At 68.2% G+C, this 16414-nt stretch carries 17 protein-coding genes; 4 read left to right on the forward strand and 13 right to left on the reverse strand.

Annotated elements, in window-relative coordinates:
* Positions 1-78 precede the first annotated feature (78 nt).
* Positions 79-426, reverse strand: a complete 348-nt coding sequence (locus tag XINFAN_RS08175; RefSeq protein ID WP_124086002.1) for a hypothetical protein — start codon at positions 424-426, stop codon at positions 79-81.
* The gene (gene smc, locus XINFAN_RS08180; RefSeq protein ID WP_124086003.1) at positions 426-3881 is read right to left on the reverse strand and encodes a chromosome segregation protein SMC; all 3456 of its coding nucleotides are present in this window, start codon (positions 3879-3881) and stop codon (positions 426-428) included. Before smc ends, XINFAN_RS08175 begins: the two co-directional genes overlap by 1 nt.
* 126 nt (positions 3882-4007) lie before the next feature.
* Between smc and XINFAN_RS08185 the strand changes: the two genes are divergently transcribed.
* Positions 4008-4397, forward strand: coding sequence for a GFA family protein (locus XINFAN_RS08185; protein ID WP_160144567.1), 390 nt, complete (start codon positions 4008-4010; stop codon positions 4395-4397).
* Between the two features lie 93 nt (positions 4398-4490).
* Entirely contained in the window at positions 4491-5036 is a 546-nt protein-coding gene (locus XINFAN_RS08190) for an NADPH-dependent FMN reductase (protein ID WP_124086005.1), read from the forward strand.
* 90 nt (positions 5037-5126) lie between these two features.
* Here XINFAN_RS08190 and XINFAN_RS08195 read toward each other — a convergent pair whose 3' ends face one another.
* The 8 genes from XINFAN_RS08195 to hspQ form a co-directional block, all read right to left on the reverse strand.
* The gene (locus XINFAN_RS08195) at positions 5127-5780 is read right to left on the reverse strand and encodes an RluA family pseudouridine synthase (RefSeq protein ID WP_435530860.1); all 654 of its coding nucleotides are present in this window, start codon (positions 5778-5780) and stop codon (positions 5127-5129) included.
* Entirely contained in the window at positions 5777-6673 is an 897-nt protein-coding gene (locus XINFAN_RS08200) for a homocysteine S-methyltransferase family protein (protein ID WP_124086006.1), read from the reverse strand. Before XINFAN_RS08200 ends, XINFAN_RS08195 begins: the two co-directional genes overlap by 4 nt.
* A 4-nt stretch (positions 6674-6677) precedes the next feature.
* Positions 6678-7472 (reverse strand): GFA family protein, encoded by a 795-nt coding sequence (locus XINFAN_RS22510; protein WP_354002129.1) that lies wholly within the window; start codon positions 7470-7472, stop codon positions 6678-6680.
* Positions 7472-7924 carry a GAF domain-containing protein gene (locus tag XINFAN_RS08215; protein ID WP_124086007.1) on the reverse strand — a complete coding sequence of 151 codons (453 nt, stop codon included), beginning with the start codon at positions 7922-7924 and terminating at the stop codon, positions 7472-7474. Before XINFAN_RS08215 ends, XINFAN_RS22510 begins: the two co-directional genes overlap by 1 nt.
* A gap of 7 nt (positions 7925-7931) precedes the next feature.
* Positions 7932-9515, reverse strand: coding sequence for a gamma-glutamyltransferase family protein (locus XINFAN_RS08220; protein WP_124086008.1), 1584 nt, complete (start codon positions 9513-9515; stop codon positions 7932-7934).
* Between the two features lie 928 nt (positions 9516-10443).
* On the reverse strand, positions 10444-10908 hold the full coding sequence (locus tag XINFAN_RS08225) for an ATP-binding protein (protein WP_160144568.1): 465 nt from the start codon (positions 10906-10908) through the stop codon (positions 10444-10446).
* The gene (locus tag XINFAN_RS08230) at positions 10898-11233 is read right to left on the reverse strand and encodes an STAS domain-containing protein (RefSeq protein ID WP_124086010.1); all 336 of its coding nucleotides are present in this window, start codon (positions 11231-11233) and stop codon (positions 10898-10900) included. The genes XINFAN_RS08225 and XINFAN_RS08230 overlap by 11 nt, the downstream gene beginning before the upstream one ends.
* Before the next feature lie 70 nt (positions 11234-11303).
* Positions 11304-11630 carry a heat shock protein HspQ gene (gene hspQ, locus XINFAN_RS08235; protein WP_124086011.1) on the reverse strand — a complete coding sequence of 109 codons (327 nt, stop codon included), beginning with the start codon at positions 11628-11630 and terminating at the stop codon, positions 11304-11306.
* Between the two features lie 240 nt (positions 11631-11870).
* Between hspQ and XINFAN_RS08240 the strand changes: the two genes are divergently transcribed.
* Positions 11871-12458 (forward strand): transglycosylase SLT domain-containing protein, encoded by a 588-nt coding sequence (locus XINFAN_RS08240; protein ID WP_124086012.1) that lies wholly within the window; start codon positions 11871-11873, stop codon positions 12456-12458.
* A 15-nt stretch (positions 12459-12473) separates the two neighbouring features.
* On the opposite strand, the gene XINFAN_RS08245 is transcribed toward XINFAN_RS08240, so the two are convergent.
* Positions 12474-13091 carry a LolA family protein gene (locus tag XINFAN_RS08245; RefSeq protein ID WP_124086013.1) on the reverse strand — a complete coding sequence of 206 codons (618 nt, stop codon included), beginning with the start codon at positions 13089-13091 and terminating at the stop codon, positions 12474-12476.
* 442 nt (positions 13092-13533) lie between these two features.
* Here XINFAN_RS08245 and XINFAN_RS08250 point away from each other — a divergent pair, with 442 nt between their 5' ends.
* On the forward strand, positions 13534-14145 hold the full coding sequence (locus tag XINFAN_RS08250) for a class I SAM-dependent methyltransferase (RefSeq protein WP_124086014.1): 612 nt from the start codon (positions 13534-13536) through the stop codon (positions 14143-14145).
* A 13-nt stretch (positions 14146-14158) separates the two neighbouring features.
* Here the strand turns inward: XINFAN_RS08250 and XINFAN_RS08255 are convergent, their stop codons facing one another.
* A complete protein-coding gene (locus tag XINFAN_RS08255; RefSeq protein WP_124086015.1) occupies positions 14159-14464 on the reverse strand; it encodes a hypothetical protein in 306 nt (101 codons plus the stop codon).
* Positions 14465-14476: 12 nt separating this feature from the next.
* Positions 14477-16414, reverse strand: a 1938-nt coding sequence (locus XINFAN_RS08260; protein ID WP_267898349.1) for a DNA translocase FtsK, incomplete at its 5' end; no start/stop codon positions are given.

Raw genomic sequence — 16414 nt, forward strand, 5'->3', positions numbered from 1 at the left:
GTCGCGGGGGGCCAGCCCCCCGTCTGCTGCGCAGACTCCCCCCGGGATATTTTCAGACAGAAAATGAGGGGAGGCGGGTCACATGCCCTCGCCGCGGGCGCGTTGTGCGCGGCGGGTTTCGCGGCAGAGCGCGATCATCCCGGTGGTGAGCGCCTGCCAGACGGCGAGATCTTCGGGGCCTTTGGCGGTCATGGTGAGGCAGGTTTCGCCTTCCGTGAGGCCGAGGGCGGCGGCGGGGTGGGCGGCGTTCCAGGCCGTGATCGCCGGGGCAGAGAGCCGCACCGGCCAGCGGAGGGTCAGGCGCCAGACCTCGTCCGGCCCGGGGTCGGCGCGGAATTCGGTGGTGCCGTCCGTCAGGCGCGCCCAGAGCGCGTCGCCGTCTTCCTCCACCCCGGGGAAGCCTGCTTCGGTGAGCCAGTCGCGCATCAGGCCACCAGCGCCTCGGCCTTTTTCAGATCGACCGAGACCAGCTGGCTGACGCCCTGTTCCTGCATGGTCACGCCGAACAGCCGGTCCATCCGCGCCATGGTCACCGCATGGTGGGTGATGACGAGGAAGCGGGTTTCGGTGCGCCGGGTCATCTCATCCATCAGGTCGCAGAAGCGGGTCACGTTGGCGTCGTCGAGCGGCGCGTCCACCTCGTCGAGCACGCAGATCGGCGCCGGGTTGGCGAGGAAGACGCCGAAGATCAGCGCCAGCGCGGTCAGCGTCTGCTCGCCGCCCGACAGAAGCGACAGCGTGGCGAGGCGCTTGCCCGGCGGCTGGCACATGATCTCAAGGCCCGCCTCCAGCGGATCGTCGGATTCGACCAGCACGAGGCGCGCTTCGCCGCCGCCGAACAGATGGGTGAACAAAGTGGCGAAATTGGCGTTGACCTGTTCGAAGGCGGTCAGCAGGCGCTCGCGGCCCTCTTTGTTCAGGCCCTGGATGCCGGCGCGCAGCTTGCGCACGGCCTCTTCCAGATCGGCCTTCTCGGAGGCCAGCGTCTGATATTCCTGATCGACGGTTTTCGCATCCTCTTCGGCGCGCAGGTTCACCGCGCCGAGCGCCTCGCGCTGGCGCTTGAGGCGCTGGACATCCTGGTCGAGCGCCTCGGCGCCGGGCATCTTATCGGGGTCGGTTCTGAGCGAGGCCAGCAGTTCCTGAGGCGTGCGGTCCTCTTCCTCGGCGATCCGCTCGGCCGCCAGCGCCACGCCTTCGCGCGCGGCATCGAGCCGGGCTTCGGCGCGGGCGCGGGCCTCGCGCGCCTCGCCGGCCTGACGTTCGGCGTCGCGCTCCTGGATCTGCGCCTCGCGCAGGGCGGTTTCGGCAAGGACCAGGGCTTCCGCGGCGCGGTTGCGGCGGGTTTCGGCCTCCAGGATGGCGTCGCCCAGTTCCTCGCGTTTGGCGGCGATTTCCTCGGGCGCCTCGGTGGCCTCGGCCAGTTCCTCCTCGGCCTCGGTGCGGCGTTCGGTCAGTTCGTGCGAGCGGCGGCCGGCGGTTTCCAGCCGGTGCTTCCAGCCGGAAAGCTCCTTCATCGCCTCCTGGCGGCGGCGGGTGCGGGCCTCGCCCTCGCGGCGCAATTCGTCATGGCCCGAGCGACGCGTCATCATGGTGATCCGCGCCGCCTCGACCGTCATCCGGGCGGTCTCCACCGCTTCGCGCGCGGCGTCGAGATCGGCGAGGCCGGCGGCGGCGGATTCCGCCTCGCGCAGCCGGGTGCGGGCGGCCATGGCCTCGTCCTCGTAGCGCGACACCGCGATCCGGGCGGATTCGAGCCTTCCGGCGGCGAGGGTCTTTTCCGCCCCGGCCTTCGAGAGCGCCCGGTCGGATTCGGCCAGACGCTGGTCGGCCGCGCGCCGCGCCTCGCGCGCCAGCTGATCGGCGCGGGCGAGATCGGCGAGCCGGGCCTGCAACGCCTCATGCGCGCGGGCGGCGCCTTCGGCGCGGGCCGAGGCCTCCTCCAGATCCTGTTTCAGCCGTTGCAGCCGGTTGAGCTGTTGCAGCCGCAGCGCGGCGGCCGAGGGCGCATCCTCGGCCCCGGTGCGGAACCCGTCCCACCGCCAGAGATCGCCCTCGCGGCTGACAAGGCGCTGGCCGGGTTTCAGATCGCCTTGCAGGCGGAAGCCATCCTCGCGGCTGACAAGGCCGATCTGGCCAAGGCGACGCGCGAGAACCACGGGCGCCCCGACGCGGGCCTCCAGCGGCTCGGCGCCTTCGGGCAGCGGTTGCGGGGTGATGTAGGGATCGAGCACGGCCCAGCCGGTGCGGCCCTCGGCCCCCACTTCGGGCGCGCGCAGATCGTCGGCCAGAGCCGCGCCGAGCGCCTGTTCATAGCCCGGCTCGACCTCCAGCCGGTCGAGAAGCTGATGCCCGGCCTGGGCCTCGCGTTCGACCAGTTTCGCCAGCGCGGCACGCTCGGCGCGGAGCGCCCCCGCCTCGCCCTCGGCCTCGGAGCGGGCGGCGCGCGCGTCGGCCTCGCGCGCCTGCGCCTCGGCGCGGGCCTCTTCGGCGCTTGCCAGCGCCTCTTCGGTGCGCTCGACCAGTTCGGCGGTGGCCTCGCGGGCCTCCTCGGCAGCCTCGAACGCCTCGTCGGTCCCGGCCAGCGTTTCCGCCGCACCCTCGACCGCCTCGCGCGCGCGGAGCGCTTCGGCCTCGCTGCGCTCTGCCGTCGCGCGGGTCTCCTGCACCATCCGCGCCGCGGACTGGTGGCGGGCCGCCAGCCGGGCCGAATCCTCGGTCGCCTCGGACAAGAGCGTCTCGCGGTCGGTCAGGATCGCGCCCGCCTCGCGCGCGGCCTCAACCGCCTCGGCCAGCCGCTCGTCATGGCCCTCATGCGCGCGGGCGATCTGGTCGATCTCCCATTGCAGGCGTTCGATCACCTCGCCCGCGTCGCGGTTCAGCCCGGCCTCGCGCTCGATATCGGCGCCAAGCTGGCTGATGCGCCCGCGCAAGGCCTCGATCCGCGCCAGCGCCTGTTTCTCCTGATCACCGAGCGCATCGCGCTGGATCGTCAGCCGTTGCAGGATCGCCGCCGCGATCGCCTCTTCCTCGCGTTTCGAGGGCAGGGCATCCTCGGCCGCCTCGCGGGCACGGCCCGCCTCGCGCGCCGCGGTCTCGGTCCTGCCCGCCTCGATCAGCCGCTCGCGCAGGCCCGCTTCGGCCGTGGCCCGCGCCTCGTCCGCCTCGCGCCAGCGGCGGTACAAGAGCATCCCCTCGGCCCGCGTCAGTTCCTCGGAAATCTCGCGGTAGCGCGCCGCCTGCCGGGCCTGGCGGGTCAGCACCGACAACTGCTGCGCCAGCTGCTCCAGCACATCGTCCACCCGGGTCAGATTGGTCTCGGTCCCGGTCAGTTTCAGCTCGGCCTCATGCCGCCGCGCATAAAGCCCCGAGATCCCGGCGGCCTCTTCCAGCACCCGGCGCCGGGCCTTGGGCTTCGCGTTGATCAGTTCGGAAATCTGCCCCTGCCGCACGAGGGCCGGCGAATGCGAGCCGGTCGAGGCATCGGCGAACAGCATCTGCACATCGCGCGCCCGCACGTCCTTCGAGTTCGCCTTATAGGCCGAGCCCGCGTCACGGGTGATCCGGCGCACGATCTCGATCGTGTCGCTGTCGTTGAAACCCGAGGGCGCCAGCCGGTCGGAATTGTCGAGGACCAGCGCGACCTCGGCGAAGTTGCGCGCGCCGCGCGTCGCGGCGCCATTGAAGATCACGTCTTCCATCCCGGCGCCACGCATCGCGGTGGGGCGGTTCTCGCCCATCACCCAGCGCAGCGCCTCCAGCAGGTTCGACTTGCCGCAGCCATTCGGGCCGACCACGCCGGTCAGCCCCTCATGAATCACCAGATCCGTGGGGTCGACAAAACTCTTGAAGCCGTTCAGCCTGATCCTGGTGAAGCGCAAGGCGCCCTGCTCCGTTCCTGCCGTGGCGGGCATGGTCGGGCCTGGGCGCGCCCAAGTCAACCGCCCGGCCCCGCATATGGCGGGAACGGGCGCGGTTATCCCCAGGATATTGCCCCGGAGGACAAGATGACCCATGCACCCCTGACCGGCCGCTGCCTTTGCGGGCGCACCAACTGGCGGGCCGACACCCTGCCTCTGCGCTCGGACCACTGCCATTGCGACAGTTGCCGCCGGTTCAGCGGCTCGGGCTTCGCCTCTTTCGCCTGCTTCCCCGGGCGCGCGCTGCACTGGACCGGCGATCCGCCCGCCCGCTACACCTCGCCCAAAGGCGCGACCCGCTGTTTCTGCGCCACCTGCGGCAGTTCGCTGTCCTGGGCCTCGGCCGACGGCCCGGACGAGATCCACATCCACGCCGGCAGCTACGACGACCCCGAAGCGTTTCGCGCCGAAAGCCAGTCCTTCCCCGCGGAACGGGTGTCCTGGTCCACCATCCCCGAGGGCCTGCCCGAAAGCTGACTTCCGCCCCTCTGCGCCGTCCCGCCTTGCCGCGCCCCCGCCCCGATGGTTTCATGACCCAAACCAACGGAGACCCAGGATGAGTGATCTGCCATGAGCGACCTGACCCTTCTCGGCATCCCCGGCGCCTTGCGCAAAGGCTCGACCAACCGCCTTCTTCTGGCGCAGGCGCGGCTCTCCTTCGGCGAGGCGGCGTGGCTCGAGGCCGATCTGCGCCTGCCGCTCTACGACGGCGATCTGGAAACCTCTGAGGGCATCCCGGGCCCCGTCCGCCACCTCGGCGAACAGATCGCGCGGGCCGATGCGGTGGTGATCTCCACCCCCGAATACAACAAGGCGCCGCCCGGAGTGCTGAAGAACGCGCTCGACTGGGTGAGCCGGATCAAAGAGAACCCCTGGGCCGACAAGCCGGTCGCCATCGTCTCGGCGGCGGCCGGGCGCGGCGGCGGCGACCGCTCGCAATTCGCGCTCAGGCTGATGCTGACCCCGTTCGAGCCGCATCTCCTGACCGGACCCGAAGTCATGGTCGCCGACAGCGCCAACGCCTTCGGGGACAGCGGCCGCCTGAAGGACGCCCGCTACCAGAAGGCGCTCGACACGCTGATGGCCAGGCTGCGCAAAGCCGCTGAAACCGCCTGATCTTCATCCTGACCGAAATACCCTCGGGGGGAGACCGGACCCCAGGGGGTCCGGTCCGGGGGGCAGACGGCCCCCCGCTCCGCCAGCAATTCAGAACGGCACCGGCGCGCGGAACTCCACCCATTCCCCGCCCGCCGGATGATGCAAAGCCAGCCATTCCGCATGCAGCATCAGCCGCGGCGCCTCGCGCGCCGCCCCGGTCGCATAGATCGGATCGCCGAGGATCGGATGGCCCAGTTCCAGCATATGCACCCGCAGCTGATGGCTGCGCCCGGTCAGCGGAAACAGCCGGACCCGGGTTTCGCCGGGCAGGCGCTCCACCACCTCCCAATCGGTCTGCGCCGGGCGGCCGTGCTCGTGGCTGACCATCTGGCGCGGACGGTTCGGCCAGTCGGCGCAAAGCGGCAGGTCGATATGGCCGCGATCCTCTGCCAGCTCGCCCGCCACCCGGGCGATATAGCTTTTCCTCGCCCGGCGCTTCTCGAATTCCTGGCCCAGAAACCCCTGCGCCCGCTTGTTCCGCGCGAAGATCATCACCCCCGAGGTGTCGCAATCCAGCCGATGGACCAGAAGCGCGTCCCAATATGCCGCCTGAAGCCGCGAGACGAGGCAATCCTCGCGCCCCGCCAGTTTCCCCGGCACCGATAAGAGCCCCGCGGGCTTGTCCACCACGAGGATCCCGCGATCCTCATAGACAACCGAGAGCGGCACATCGGGCGGGTCGTAGATGAAATCGGGGATCACAGGATCTCATGCCCCGCCGCGCGCAAAGCCCCCGCCAGATGGCGGATATGGGCCGGGCCGACCTCGCAGCAGCCGCCGACCAGCGTCGCGCCCATCTCCACCCATTTCATCGCGAATGCGGTGTATTTCTCCGGCGTCAGATCGGTGCGGTGGGTCAGTTCCTTCACCGTGGGCGCATCCTTCAGGAAATTGCCCGAGATATGGGTGAAGCCGTTGGCATAGGCGCCGAACGGCAGGCCTATCGTTCCCAAAACCCCGAGCGCCGCCTCCATCGCTTCGGGCACCGAGCAATTCACCAGCACTGCCGCCACAGGCATCCCGGCGATCAGCGCGCGCAGCCCCTCGACCGGCTCGCCCGAACGAAACAGCCGCCCGTCGCGGTCATCGACCGAAACCGCAAGCCAGACCGGCAGACCCGCTGCTTCGGCCCCCTTCAGCGCCCCCCCGGCAAGACCCAATGACGAAATCGTCTCCAGCAGGATCACGTCGACATAGGGCGCCAGCAGCCGGGCCTTCTCGGCATAAAGCGCCGCAGCCTCCTCTGCCGGCGGCGTCAGATCGGGCCGGTAAGAGGCGCCAAGCGGCCCCATCGAACCGGCGATCAGCCCGCGCCCGGCCTCGGCCCGCGCCTCATGCGCCTCGGCGAGCGCGCGCAGATGCAAGGCGTGATACAGCGGATCGAGACCGAAGCCCGCCAGCCGGTCGTGCAGAATGGCATAGGTGTTGGTGGTGGCCACACTCGCCCCGGCGGCGAAGTAATCCGCATGGATCTGGCGCACGAGGCCCGGATGGTCGATCATCACCCGCGTCGCCCACAAAGGCGTCGGCGCATCGCCCGAGCGCGCGATCAGTTCCTGGCCCATGCCGCCGTCGAGAAGCGTGATCTTCGCCACCGGCTCAGCCCCCGTCCGTTTCGCGGATCCGCCATTGCGGCAATCCGTCGTCGATGTGATAATAATCCCCGGCCTCGGCGAGGAAAATGTGATCCGTCAGCCGCCCGCCGGTCGGGTTGTCGAAGGCGCCCGCCTCCATCCAGAACCCGCCCTCCGCGTCACGGAACCAGAGCGAAGAGCCGCAGTCCGGGCAATGGCCCCGCCTGCCGCCCGCCGCGGTCGGATATTCGCGGTCATGGCGGCGGTTCCAGGTCACGGCGCCCTCGTCCACCGCGAAACTGACCGAGTAATGGCCCGAGATCTTGCGGCACTGGCCACAATGACAGGCCCCGGCCTCGCCCATCGGCCCCGGCACACTGTAGTCGTTCGCCCCGCAAAGGCAGGCGCCATGCAGCTCCATGGCCTTTGACGGCGCGGGCGGCGGCCCTTCGGGGCTGTAGTAATCCCCGGCGTCCTCCTTGTAGATATGCGCCGCGATCTTCAGCCCGGTCGGCCCGTCCAGCGAACCGGGCGCGAAATGCATCGTAGGGCCGCCGTCACCGGGCCAGTGGCCGGGCTTCGGCTCCCAGAACAGAGCGGCGCCGCAGTCCTCGCAGAAACCGCGCCTGGCGGCATCCGAGGATTCGAACCAGCGCAAAGTCCCGCTTTCCACCAGCCGGAACTTCGTGACCGGCACCGAACTCGCCGCCCAGTAATGGCCCGAGACCTTGCGGCATTGCGTGCAATGGCAGGCCACCACGTCGCGCAAAGGCGGCTCGACCTCATAGACCACGCCGCCGCAGTGACAGGATCCGCGCATCATTCCGCCCTTTCGAATATTTCGGCCAGCAGGGGCACCAGCCAGTCCTCATCCGCCTTTGTAAACGCCGCCGGCGTATTGCTGTCGAGATCGAGCACGCCAAGGAGCTTCCCCGCCCCGTTCCAGACCGGGATCACCAGCTCCGACCGGGTCGAGGAGGAACAGGCGATATGGCCGGGGAAGGCGTCCACATCCGGCACGTTCTGGATCTGGCCCGTGCGCGCCGCCGCGCCGCAGACCCCGCGCGAGAACGGGATCACCAGGCAGCCGTGACCGCCCTGATAGGGGCCGATCTTCAGGGTCTCGGGCGCGGTCACGCGGTAAAATCCGGTCCAGTCGGCCAGCGGATGCGCGTGGTGGATCTCGCAGGCCAGCGTCGCCATCAGCGCGACGGTGTCGGTCTCGCCATGGGCCAGCGCGCGGATCTGTTTCGTGGCGGTGTCGTAATCCATCATCTCCTCAATACCCAAGCGCGCAGCCGTCCTTGCGCGGGTCCGAGCCGCCGGTCAGCACCCCGTCCCCGCCGATCAGAATCGCCTGGGCGCCGCCGAGCGGCTGTTCCGGCGCCGTCACCCGATGGCCCAGTTCCGCCAGCCTGGCGCGCACGGCGTCGCTGTAGCCGCTCTCCACCTCCAGCCCCTCCGGCCCGGCGAACGAGCGCGGCGCGTCGATCGCCTGTTGCAGCTCCATCCCGTAATCGGTCAGGTTCGAGACCAGCCGCGCATGGCCCGTGGGCTGATAGGCGCCGCCCATGACGCCGAAGGGCATCACCACCCGGCCGTTTTCGCGCAACATCCCCGGAATGATCGTATGCATCGGGCGGCGCCCCGGCCCGGCCTCGTTCGGATGGCCGGGGGTCAGGCTGAACCCGGCGCCGCGGTTCTGGAAGTTGATGCCGAATTTCGCCGAGGCGAGGCCCGAGCCGAAGCCCCAGAAGATCGAATAGATCAGCGAAACCGCCATCCGGTCCTCGTCCACCACCGAAAGGCAGATCGTGTCGCGGTGCACCGCCTCGCTCTGGCGCGCGGGGTCGGCCATGGCGCGGGTGGGGTCGATCAGCGCGGCGAGCCGCGCGGCGGTCTCGTCCGACAGGAAGGCCGCGAGCCGGGCGGGATCCATCCGTTCGGGATCGGCGATGAAGCGGTCGCGGGCGTCACAGGCGAGTTTCGCCGCCTCGGCCTCCAGATGAGCGCGTTCGGCGCCCAGAGGGTCGAGCCGCGAAAGGTCGAAGTTTTGCAGGATCCTGAGCAGCAGGATCGCGGTCGCCCCCTGGCCGTTCGGCGGATGCTCCATAAGCTCGAACCCGTTGTGGAGGCCCGAGACCGGGGCGCCGCAATCGGCCCGGGTCGCCGCCAGATCCTCGTGGCTGTGGCTGCCGCCGAGCGCATTCAGCGAGGCGATCATGTCCTCAGCCACCTCGCCTTCGTAAAAGCCCGCGCGCCCCTCGCGGGCGATGCGGCGCATGACCTCGGCCAGCCCGGGGGCGCGGAAGATCTGGCCCGCCCGCGGCGCGGCGCCGTCGAGCGTGTAGAACCGCCGGGCGTCGCCTTGCAGCACGCTGATGTCCCCGGCCCAGTCAAAGGCGGTGCGCGGCGCGACCGGAATACCTTCATCGGCATAGCGGATCGCCGGCGCCAGCACCTCCGCGAGCGGCAGGCGGCCATAGTCCTGGTGCAGTTGGCAGAGCGCATCCACCCCGCCCGGCGGCGTCACCGACAAAATCCCATGAAGCGGCACCGTCTCATGCCCCGCCGCGCGCAGCGCCGCGGCCGAGCAGCCGGCGTGGGCGCGGCCCGAGCCGTTCAGCGCCCGGACCTCCTCGGTCCCCGCGGGCTTGATCAGCGCGAAAGCGTCGCCGCCCAGCCCGCACATCTGAGGCTCGGCGATGTTGAGCACCATGGCGGCGGCGATGGCTGCATCCGCCGCGCTGCCGCCGGCTTTCAGGGTCTCGATGGCGGTCAGCGAAGCCAGGGGATGCGAGGTCGCCGCCATGCCGCGCGTGGCCATCACCGCCGAACGGCCCGGAAGTTCGAAATTGCGCAATCTGGCCCCCGCTGGCTGGTCTGGCCCGAGACTAGGTCAGCGGGGGCGCAAAGCCAATCCACCGGCGCATGGGTCCGGGCCGCGCCTGAGGGCGCTTGCGGCCCCGGGGCATCGGCCCCGCAAGGCTCTTGCCGGACGGATCAGAGGCGAAAGGCGGCCCCCTGCCGCCCCCGGAAACCCACGCGCCAGGCCTTGCATGGGCACGCCATTTCTCTGTGGTCAGCCGCCACGCCCCCCTTCCCGGAACTGTCGGGGCATGGGCTTTCAGGCGCAACGCTGCTGCGGCGCCCTTGCGCATATCGCGCCGGGCGCGGGGTGACGGTGACGGTGACGGTGACGGTGACGGTGACGGTGACGGTGACGGTGACGGTGAAAATCATGCCGCCGCCGAAGCAGCGCAAGAGCCGGAGCACACTCCGGTTACAAAGATGCTTTGTCGGGGAGGCAGGAGTGCGGAGACACGTCGGGAAAGCCCGGCGCCGCGGGGGATCGTGGTGCTGCGTGAGACTTTTCAGAACCAGAGCTGAAGAGAGGCGGGGGCAAACTACGCCCCCAAAAACTGTGTGACCAGCCCCGCACGGGCAATCCGATCACGGCCGGAGGAGTCTCGGGTGCGAAACCGACTGCGCCCTCAGAAACGCTAATCCAGGCCGATCACTGCCGGATCAGGTGCCACGCGCACCACGCCACAGGAAAAACTGGCCTGAGATAGCGCCCTAGGGGGGAGATACCGGCCCGGAGAACCCGATGAGCGCGGATATGAACCTCGGCACCGGAACTGGGTGGGGGCTGTTGATCCCGGTGCCGAGGTGAAGCCTTATGCAGCTACGCTTCCCTCTATTACGCCGATGCCCGGCAATATTGCGTGGGAATTATGGCGAAATCGCGTCACTTTCCCCGGATCCGGGACATTCGGCGAGCCGCCCTGTCATTGTTCGCAATCCATCACGATCCCCAGCCGGTTCGTCTTGCCGTCCCGCAAATACGAGATTTCCCGGGCCAGGCTTCGAATCAGGAACCAGCCGAAACCGCCCTCGGGCAGGCTGGCGGCATCGGGCAATTCGCCCGCAGGCAAGGCCCCCGAAGGCATCGCGACGCCGTCATCCTCGACCACGAGGCAAAGCCGCGCCGGTTCCAGCCGCAAAAGCAGCCGGATCCCGGCGCCGCTGCCGCAACACGCATGTTCGGCGATATTGTTGAGCACCTCGGCCAGCAGGATCTCGGCCCGGCCCCGGTCTTCCGGCCCCAGCCGCGCCAGCGGCGCCGACCTCATCGCGCGGGCAAGGCCCGCCCGCACCGATTCCAGATCGCCGGGCATTTCGATCAGCGCAAAGGGCCATTCCACCGCAGCCTGAGACGCCATGCCGTTCACCGCCATCCGCTCAGCCCGCATGGCTGAGGCCCTGATCGACCGCGGCATGAATGGTGAAAACCGAATCCATCCGGGTCAGACGGAACACTTTCTCGACCGTCGGGGTCAGCCCGGCGAGTTCCAGCCGCCGCTCGGGCGCGAGCAGCTTCATCACCGCGACCACCGCGCCAAGCCCCGAGGAATCAAGGAAATTCACCCGCGACAGATCCAGGATCACCCGCGCCGACCGCTCGGCGATCAGATCGCGCATCCCCTCTTTGAAGCGGATCGCCCCGGCCGCGTCGATCCGGTCCTCTTCCACCCGGATGACGAGGGTGTCTGCCTGTTTCTCGGATTGCAGCGACATGTTCCGGCCCTTCCTGACTGACTCGCAGCCAGTCTGGGGCAAAATCCTTAGCAAGCGGTAAGCGGAAACCTCAGTTCAGCTGGAACTGCAAGGGATAGCGTCCGTCCTCGAAATCGCCGAACAGATCCGACAGATCGGGGTGATCGACCGGCTCGCCGGTCTCGTCGGGGATCAGGTTCTGCTCGGACACATAAGCGACGTAATAGCTTTGGTCGTTCTCGGCGAGGAGGTGGTAGAACGGCTGATCGCGGGAGGGGCGGCTGTCCTCGGGGATGTTCTCATACCATTCCTCGGTGTTCGAGAACATGGCATCCACATCGAAGACCACACCGCGAAACGTGTGTTTGCGATGCCTGAGCACCTGTCCGATGTGATACTTAGCTTCGGCCTTGAACATCTGACAGTCCCCCATCCGGTAACTACCGCCGCGGGCGGGGGCTTGTCCACAACCGACATGAGCCGGGGAGCGACTCAGCCGGAAACAGTCTGTGAACCTTATTTTCACAGTCGGGCCGCAAGGAAGCCCCGCCCCCTCGCGCAGAACTTACCGGGGAAGCCGCCGATGGGCCGCCGCGGCAGGTTCCCCCCGCCCCGGCCTTGCGCTATACTCAGGCAAAACAAGACGCACGAGGGGCAGATGAGCAGGTTTCTCCGTGCAGCGCTGCTGTTGTTGTTCCTTGCCTCCTGTGGCGGGGGCTCGGGCAAATTTTCGGCGCCGCGCGATCTCGACAATGCTTGCGCGATCGTTCGCGAAAGGCCGCAGTATCTGCGCGCCATGAAGGCGACCGAGCGCCGGTGGGGCATTCCGATCCATGTGCAGATGGCAACGATCCACCAGGAATCGAAGTTCATCGGCAATGCGCAGACACCGCATCGCTGGGCGCTCGGGGTGATCCCGATGGGGCGCCAGAGCACCGCCTACGGCTACAGCCAGGCGCTGAACGGCACCTGGGAGGAATATGTGAAATCCCAGGGCGGCGGCGGCAAGAAGCGTGACCGGATCGAGCATGCCACCGATTTCATGGGCTGGTATATGGACGAATCCTCGCGTCGGCTGGGCATATCCAAACAGGATGCCGAGGCGCAGTATCTCGCCTATCACGAGGGCCGCGCCGGCTATGCCAAACAGAGCTACCTGGCCAAACCCTGGCTGGTCGAAGTGGCGGCAAAGGTCGGCCGGCGGTCGGAAATGTATCAGATGCAGTTGCAAAGCTGCGGGCGCTGAACGCCCGCAGACGCATCAGTTGCCGCTGCGTTTGCTCATCTCGATCGGGATCGAGAACATGTTGTCGCCGAGGCTGCCGCCCTTCTTCATCTGACCGAGGATGACGGTGGTCTTCTGGCCCAGATCATCGGTGATCACCCATTGCCGCAGTTCCACCGGATCGGCGGTGAACACCAGTTCGATCGTGCCGTATTCGGGATGTTCGGGGTCCTGGGCGGTGACGCGGGTCGAGGTGCCGTCCTCGCGGTGGCCGATCACCGTCCGGGCCTTGCCGAGGTCGATGTTCGCCGCAAGGATCAGGTTCAGCGGCGTGCGGCGCAGAGGATATTGTTCCGGCCCCATGTTCGACTTGCCGTCGAAGATCGCGACGTTTCCGGCGCTGGCCAGCACCAGCGAGCGGTCGGGCGGGGCGTATTGAAAGCGCACCCGGCCGGGGCGGCGGATGAAGATCTTGCCGGTCGAGACCGATCCGTCGCCGTTGATCTGCGTGAAATCCGCCTCCACCGTGGTCAGGCCGTTCAGATATTTCGACAAGGTGGCGAGAGACAGCTTCTGCGCCAGCGCCGGGCGGCCGGCCAGGACAAGCGGCAGAGCAAGGGCGAGCGGGGCGAAAAGCGCGGTGCGACGGTTCATGGGCCGGAATATACCCGCTGACGCAAGCGCCGGAAATCCCCCTGAAATATCGCTCGCAGCTTTGTGCCGGGGCGTGAGGCTGGCATAAGAGCGGCGCCGCAGCCGGCGGCACATAGCCAAATGCCTGCCCACTCCTTAGGGTCGTCTCCGTCCGCATATATCAGACCGCAGGAGGCGCAAAGGAACGGCATCGGCGCTGCAAACCGGATCATCGCACCCGTCGCCGGCACTTCCCCTTGCACGTCGCTAAATGCCATCGACGCAACGACATTCCCGTGGCAGCAGCGTGATTTTCAGCGGCGGCAACCGGATTTCGCGCCCGCGCGACTGGCAAGCCTCCGCCGAGCCGCCCGCCACTCGCCGCACCGTGGGAAAGCCGGCTTGACCTTGAGTCAATCCGCCCCGACAGTCCGCCCCGACCGCCTGACCGGAGAGAGACCGAATGAAAGCCAATGCCGTCACTGCTTCCTACAAACGCTGGGCTCCGGTCTATGATTCCGTCTTTGGCCGGCTGCTGCACGAAGGGCGGCAGCGGGCCGCGGGTCATGCTACGGCACGGGGCGGCGAGGTGCTGGAAGTGGGTGTCGGCACCGGCCTTGCGCTGCCGCTTTACGGCCCCGGCGTGAAGATCACCGGCATCGACTTTTCCGCCGAGATGCTGGCGCGCGCCGAAGAGAAGGTGCGCCAGCACGGCATGGAAAACGTCACCCTGCGGCAGATGGATGCGCAGAAGCTCGACTTTCCCGACGCCAGTTTCGACACGGTGTCGGCGATGCATGTGCTCTCGGTGGTGCCCGATCCCGAACAGGCCCTGTCCGAGATCGCCCGGGTCTGCCGCCCCGGCGCGCATGTGCTGATCACCAATCACTTCGCCGCCGACAAGGGCGCGCTGAAACTGGCCGAGCGGCTGATCCAGCCGTTGCAGCACCATCTGGGCTGGCAGGCGGATTTCCCGATCGCCCGGGTGCTGGGCGATCCGCGGCTGCGCATGGTCGAACGCCGCCCGCTGCCGCCGCTCGGGGTGATGACCTGGCTGGTCTTGGAGCGGATCTGAACGCCGCGGGCACCTATTCTGAGGTGTCGAGGAACAGGGTCAGATCCAGCGTCGAATAGGCATATCGGGTGCGGTCGATCTCGTAGCGCGCGGCGGGATGGCCGTTCAGCAGCCCGGTGGACCACTGGCCCTGGCGGTTGTGTTCCACCCATTCGAAGGCCACGCCGGACAGGCGGAAGGTCGCGCCCGCCTCATGCCAGGCAACGCTGCAATCCTCGGTTCCCGATGCGCCCGAGACCATATCGAAATAATCGCAGGTCTCCGCCCGGGCCGCGCCGGCGGCCAGGATCAGGGCCGCCGTTACAAGGCTTCGTCTCATCCGCCGCCCTCCTCAGGTCTCGGGGATCAGGATCTCGCGTTTGCCGACATGGTTCGCAGCGGTGACCACGCCCTCTTCCTCCATCTGCTCCACAAGGCGCGCGGCCTTGTTGTAGCCGATGCCCAGCTTGCGCTGGATATAAGAGGTCGAGCATTTGCGGTCCTTCGCCACGATGGCCACCGCCTGGTCGTAGAGCGCATCCTCGCCATCGGTATTGCCGCCAAGGCCCAGCACCGCGTCGATGTCGGGGGCGCTGTCCTCGTCCGGCCCCTCGACCACGCCCGACATATAGCTGGGCGGGCCGAAGCTCTTGAGGTGGTTGACGATTTCCTCGACCTCTTCATCCGAGACGAAGGGGCCGTGGATCCGCGCGATGCGCTGGCCGTTGCCCATGTAGAGCATGTCGCCCTGGCCCAGAAGCTGCTCGGCGCCCATTTCGCCCAGGATGGTGCGGCTGTCGATCTTCGAGGTCACCTGGAACGAGATCCGGGTCGGGAAGTTCGCCTTGATCGTGCCGGTGATCACATCGACCGAGGGCCGCTGCGTCGCCATGATCAGATGGATTCCGCTCGCCCGCGCCATCTGCGCAAGGCGCTGGATACAGGCTTCGATCTCTTTCCCGGCGACCATCATCAGATCGGCCATCTCGTCGACGATCACGACGATATAGGGGAAGGGCTGCGGCGCGAATTCCTCGGTCTCGAACACCGGATCGCCGGTCTCATCGTCGAATCCGGTCTGGATCGTGCGTTTGAACATCTCGCCCTTGGCAAGTGCCTCGCGCACGCGGCCGTTGTAGCCCTCGATGTTGCGCACGCCCATGCGCGACATCTTGCGATAGCGCTCTTCCATCTCGCCCACGACCCATTTCAGGGCGACGACCGCCTTTTTCGGATCGGTCACCACAGGCGACAGCAGATGCGGGATCCCGTCATAAACGGAAAGCTCCAGCATCTTCGGGTCGATCATGATCAGCCGGCATTCCTCGGGCGTCAGCTTGTAGAGAAGCGACAGGATCATGGTGTTGATCGCCACCGATTTCCCCGAGCCGGTGGTCCCGGCGATCAGCAGGTGGGGCATCTTGGCAAGGTTCGCCACCACCGAGCCGCCGCCGATATCCTTGCCGAGCGCCAGCGGCAGCCGCTGCTGGCCGTCGCCGAATTCGCGGCTGGCGAGGATCTCGCGCAGGACGACCTTCTCGCGATGCGCATTCGGCAATTCGATCCCGATCACCGAGCGGCCCGGCACGGTCGAGACCCGCGCGGACAGCGCCGACATCGAGCGCGCGATATCGTCGGCAAGGCCGATCACGCGGCTGGCCTTCAGCCCCGGCGCGGGTTCCAGCTCATACATGGTGACGACCGGGCCGGGGCGGACCGAGACGATCTCGCCCTTCACCCCGTAATCGTCCAGCACCGATTCCAGCATCCGGGCGTTTTCTTCCAGCGCCTCGTCGGAAAGCTGGGTGCCGGCATTGCCCGAGGGCGCAGACAACAGCGCCAGCGGCGGCAGTTCGTATTCGATCTGCGGTTCTTCAAAGCGCAGGCTGGGCTGAGCCTCGGCCTGGGCGCGCACCGAGGGCTGGAGCGGCTTTTTCACCGCGGGCTGCACGATCGGGCGGCGGTCGAGCACCGGGGCGACGCGCGGCGCGGCCATGACCGGCGCCGGGTCGTAATCGGGCTCGTAATCCTCGTCGGGCTGCCATTCGGCCTCGTCGGCCGCGAACATGTTGTCCGCGGGCTCGTCCCAGACGGGCGCGGCGGCGGGTGCGGCCACGCGCGGGCGGGCGGCAAAGACCGGCGGCTCCTGGCGCATGGAAAGCTCCGGCGCCGGGGTGAAGCCCGGATCGTCGTCGCTCCAGGAGGTATCGGCGTAATCGTCTTCCCAGTCCTGGGCCTCCATCTGCGCGGCTTCGGCGAGGGCGATGGCCTGGGCGGCGGTCACGGGGGG

This window comes from Pseudogemmobacter humi (assembly GCF_900609055.1).
GTDB classification, from domain to species: Bacteria; Pseudomonadota; Alphaproteobacteria; order Rhodobacterales; family Rhodobacteraceae; genus Pseudogemmobacter; species Pseudogemmobacter humi.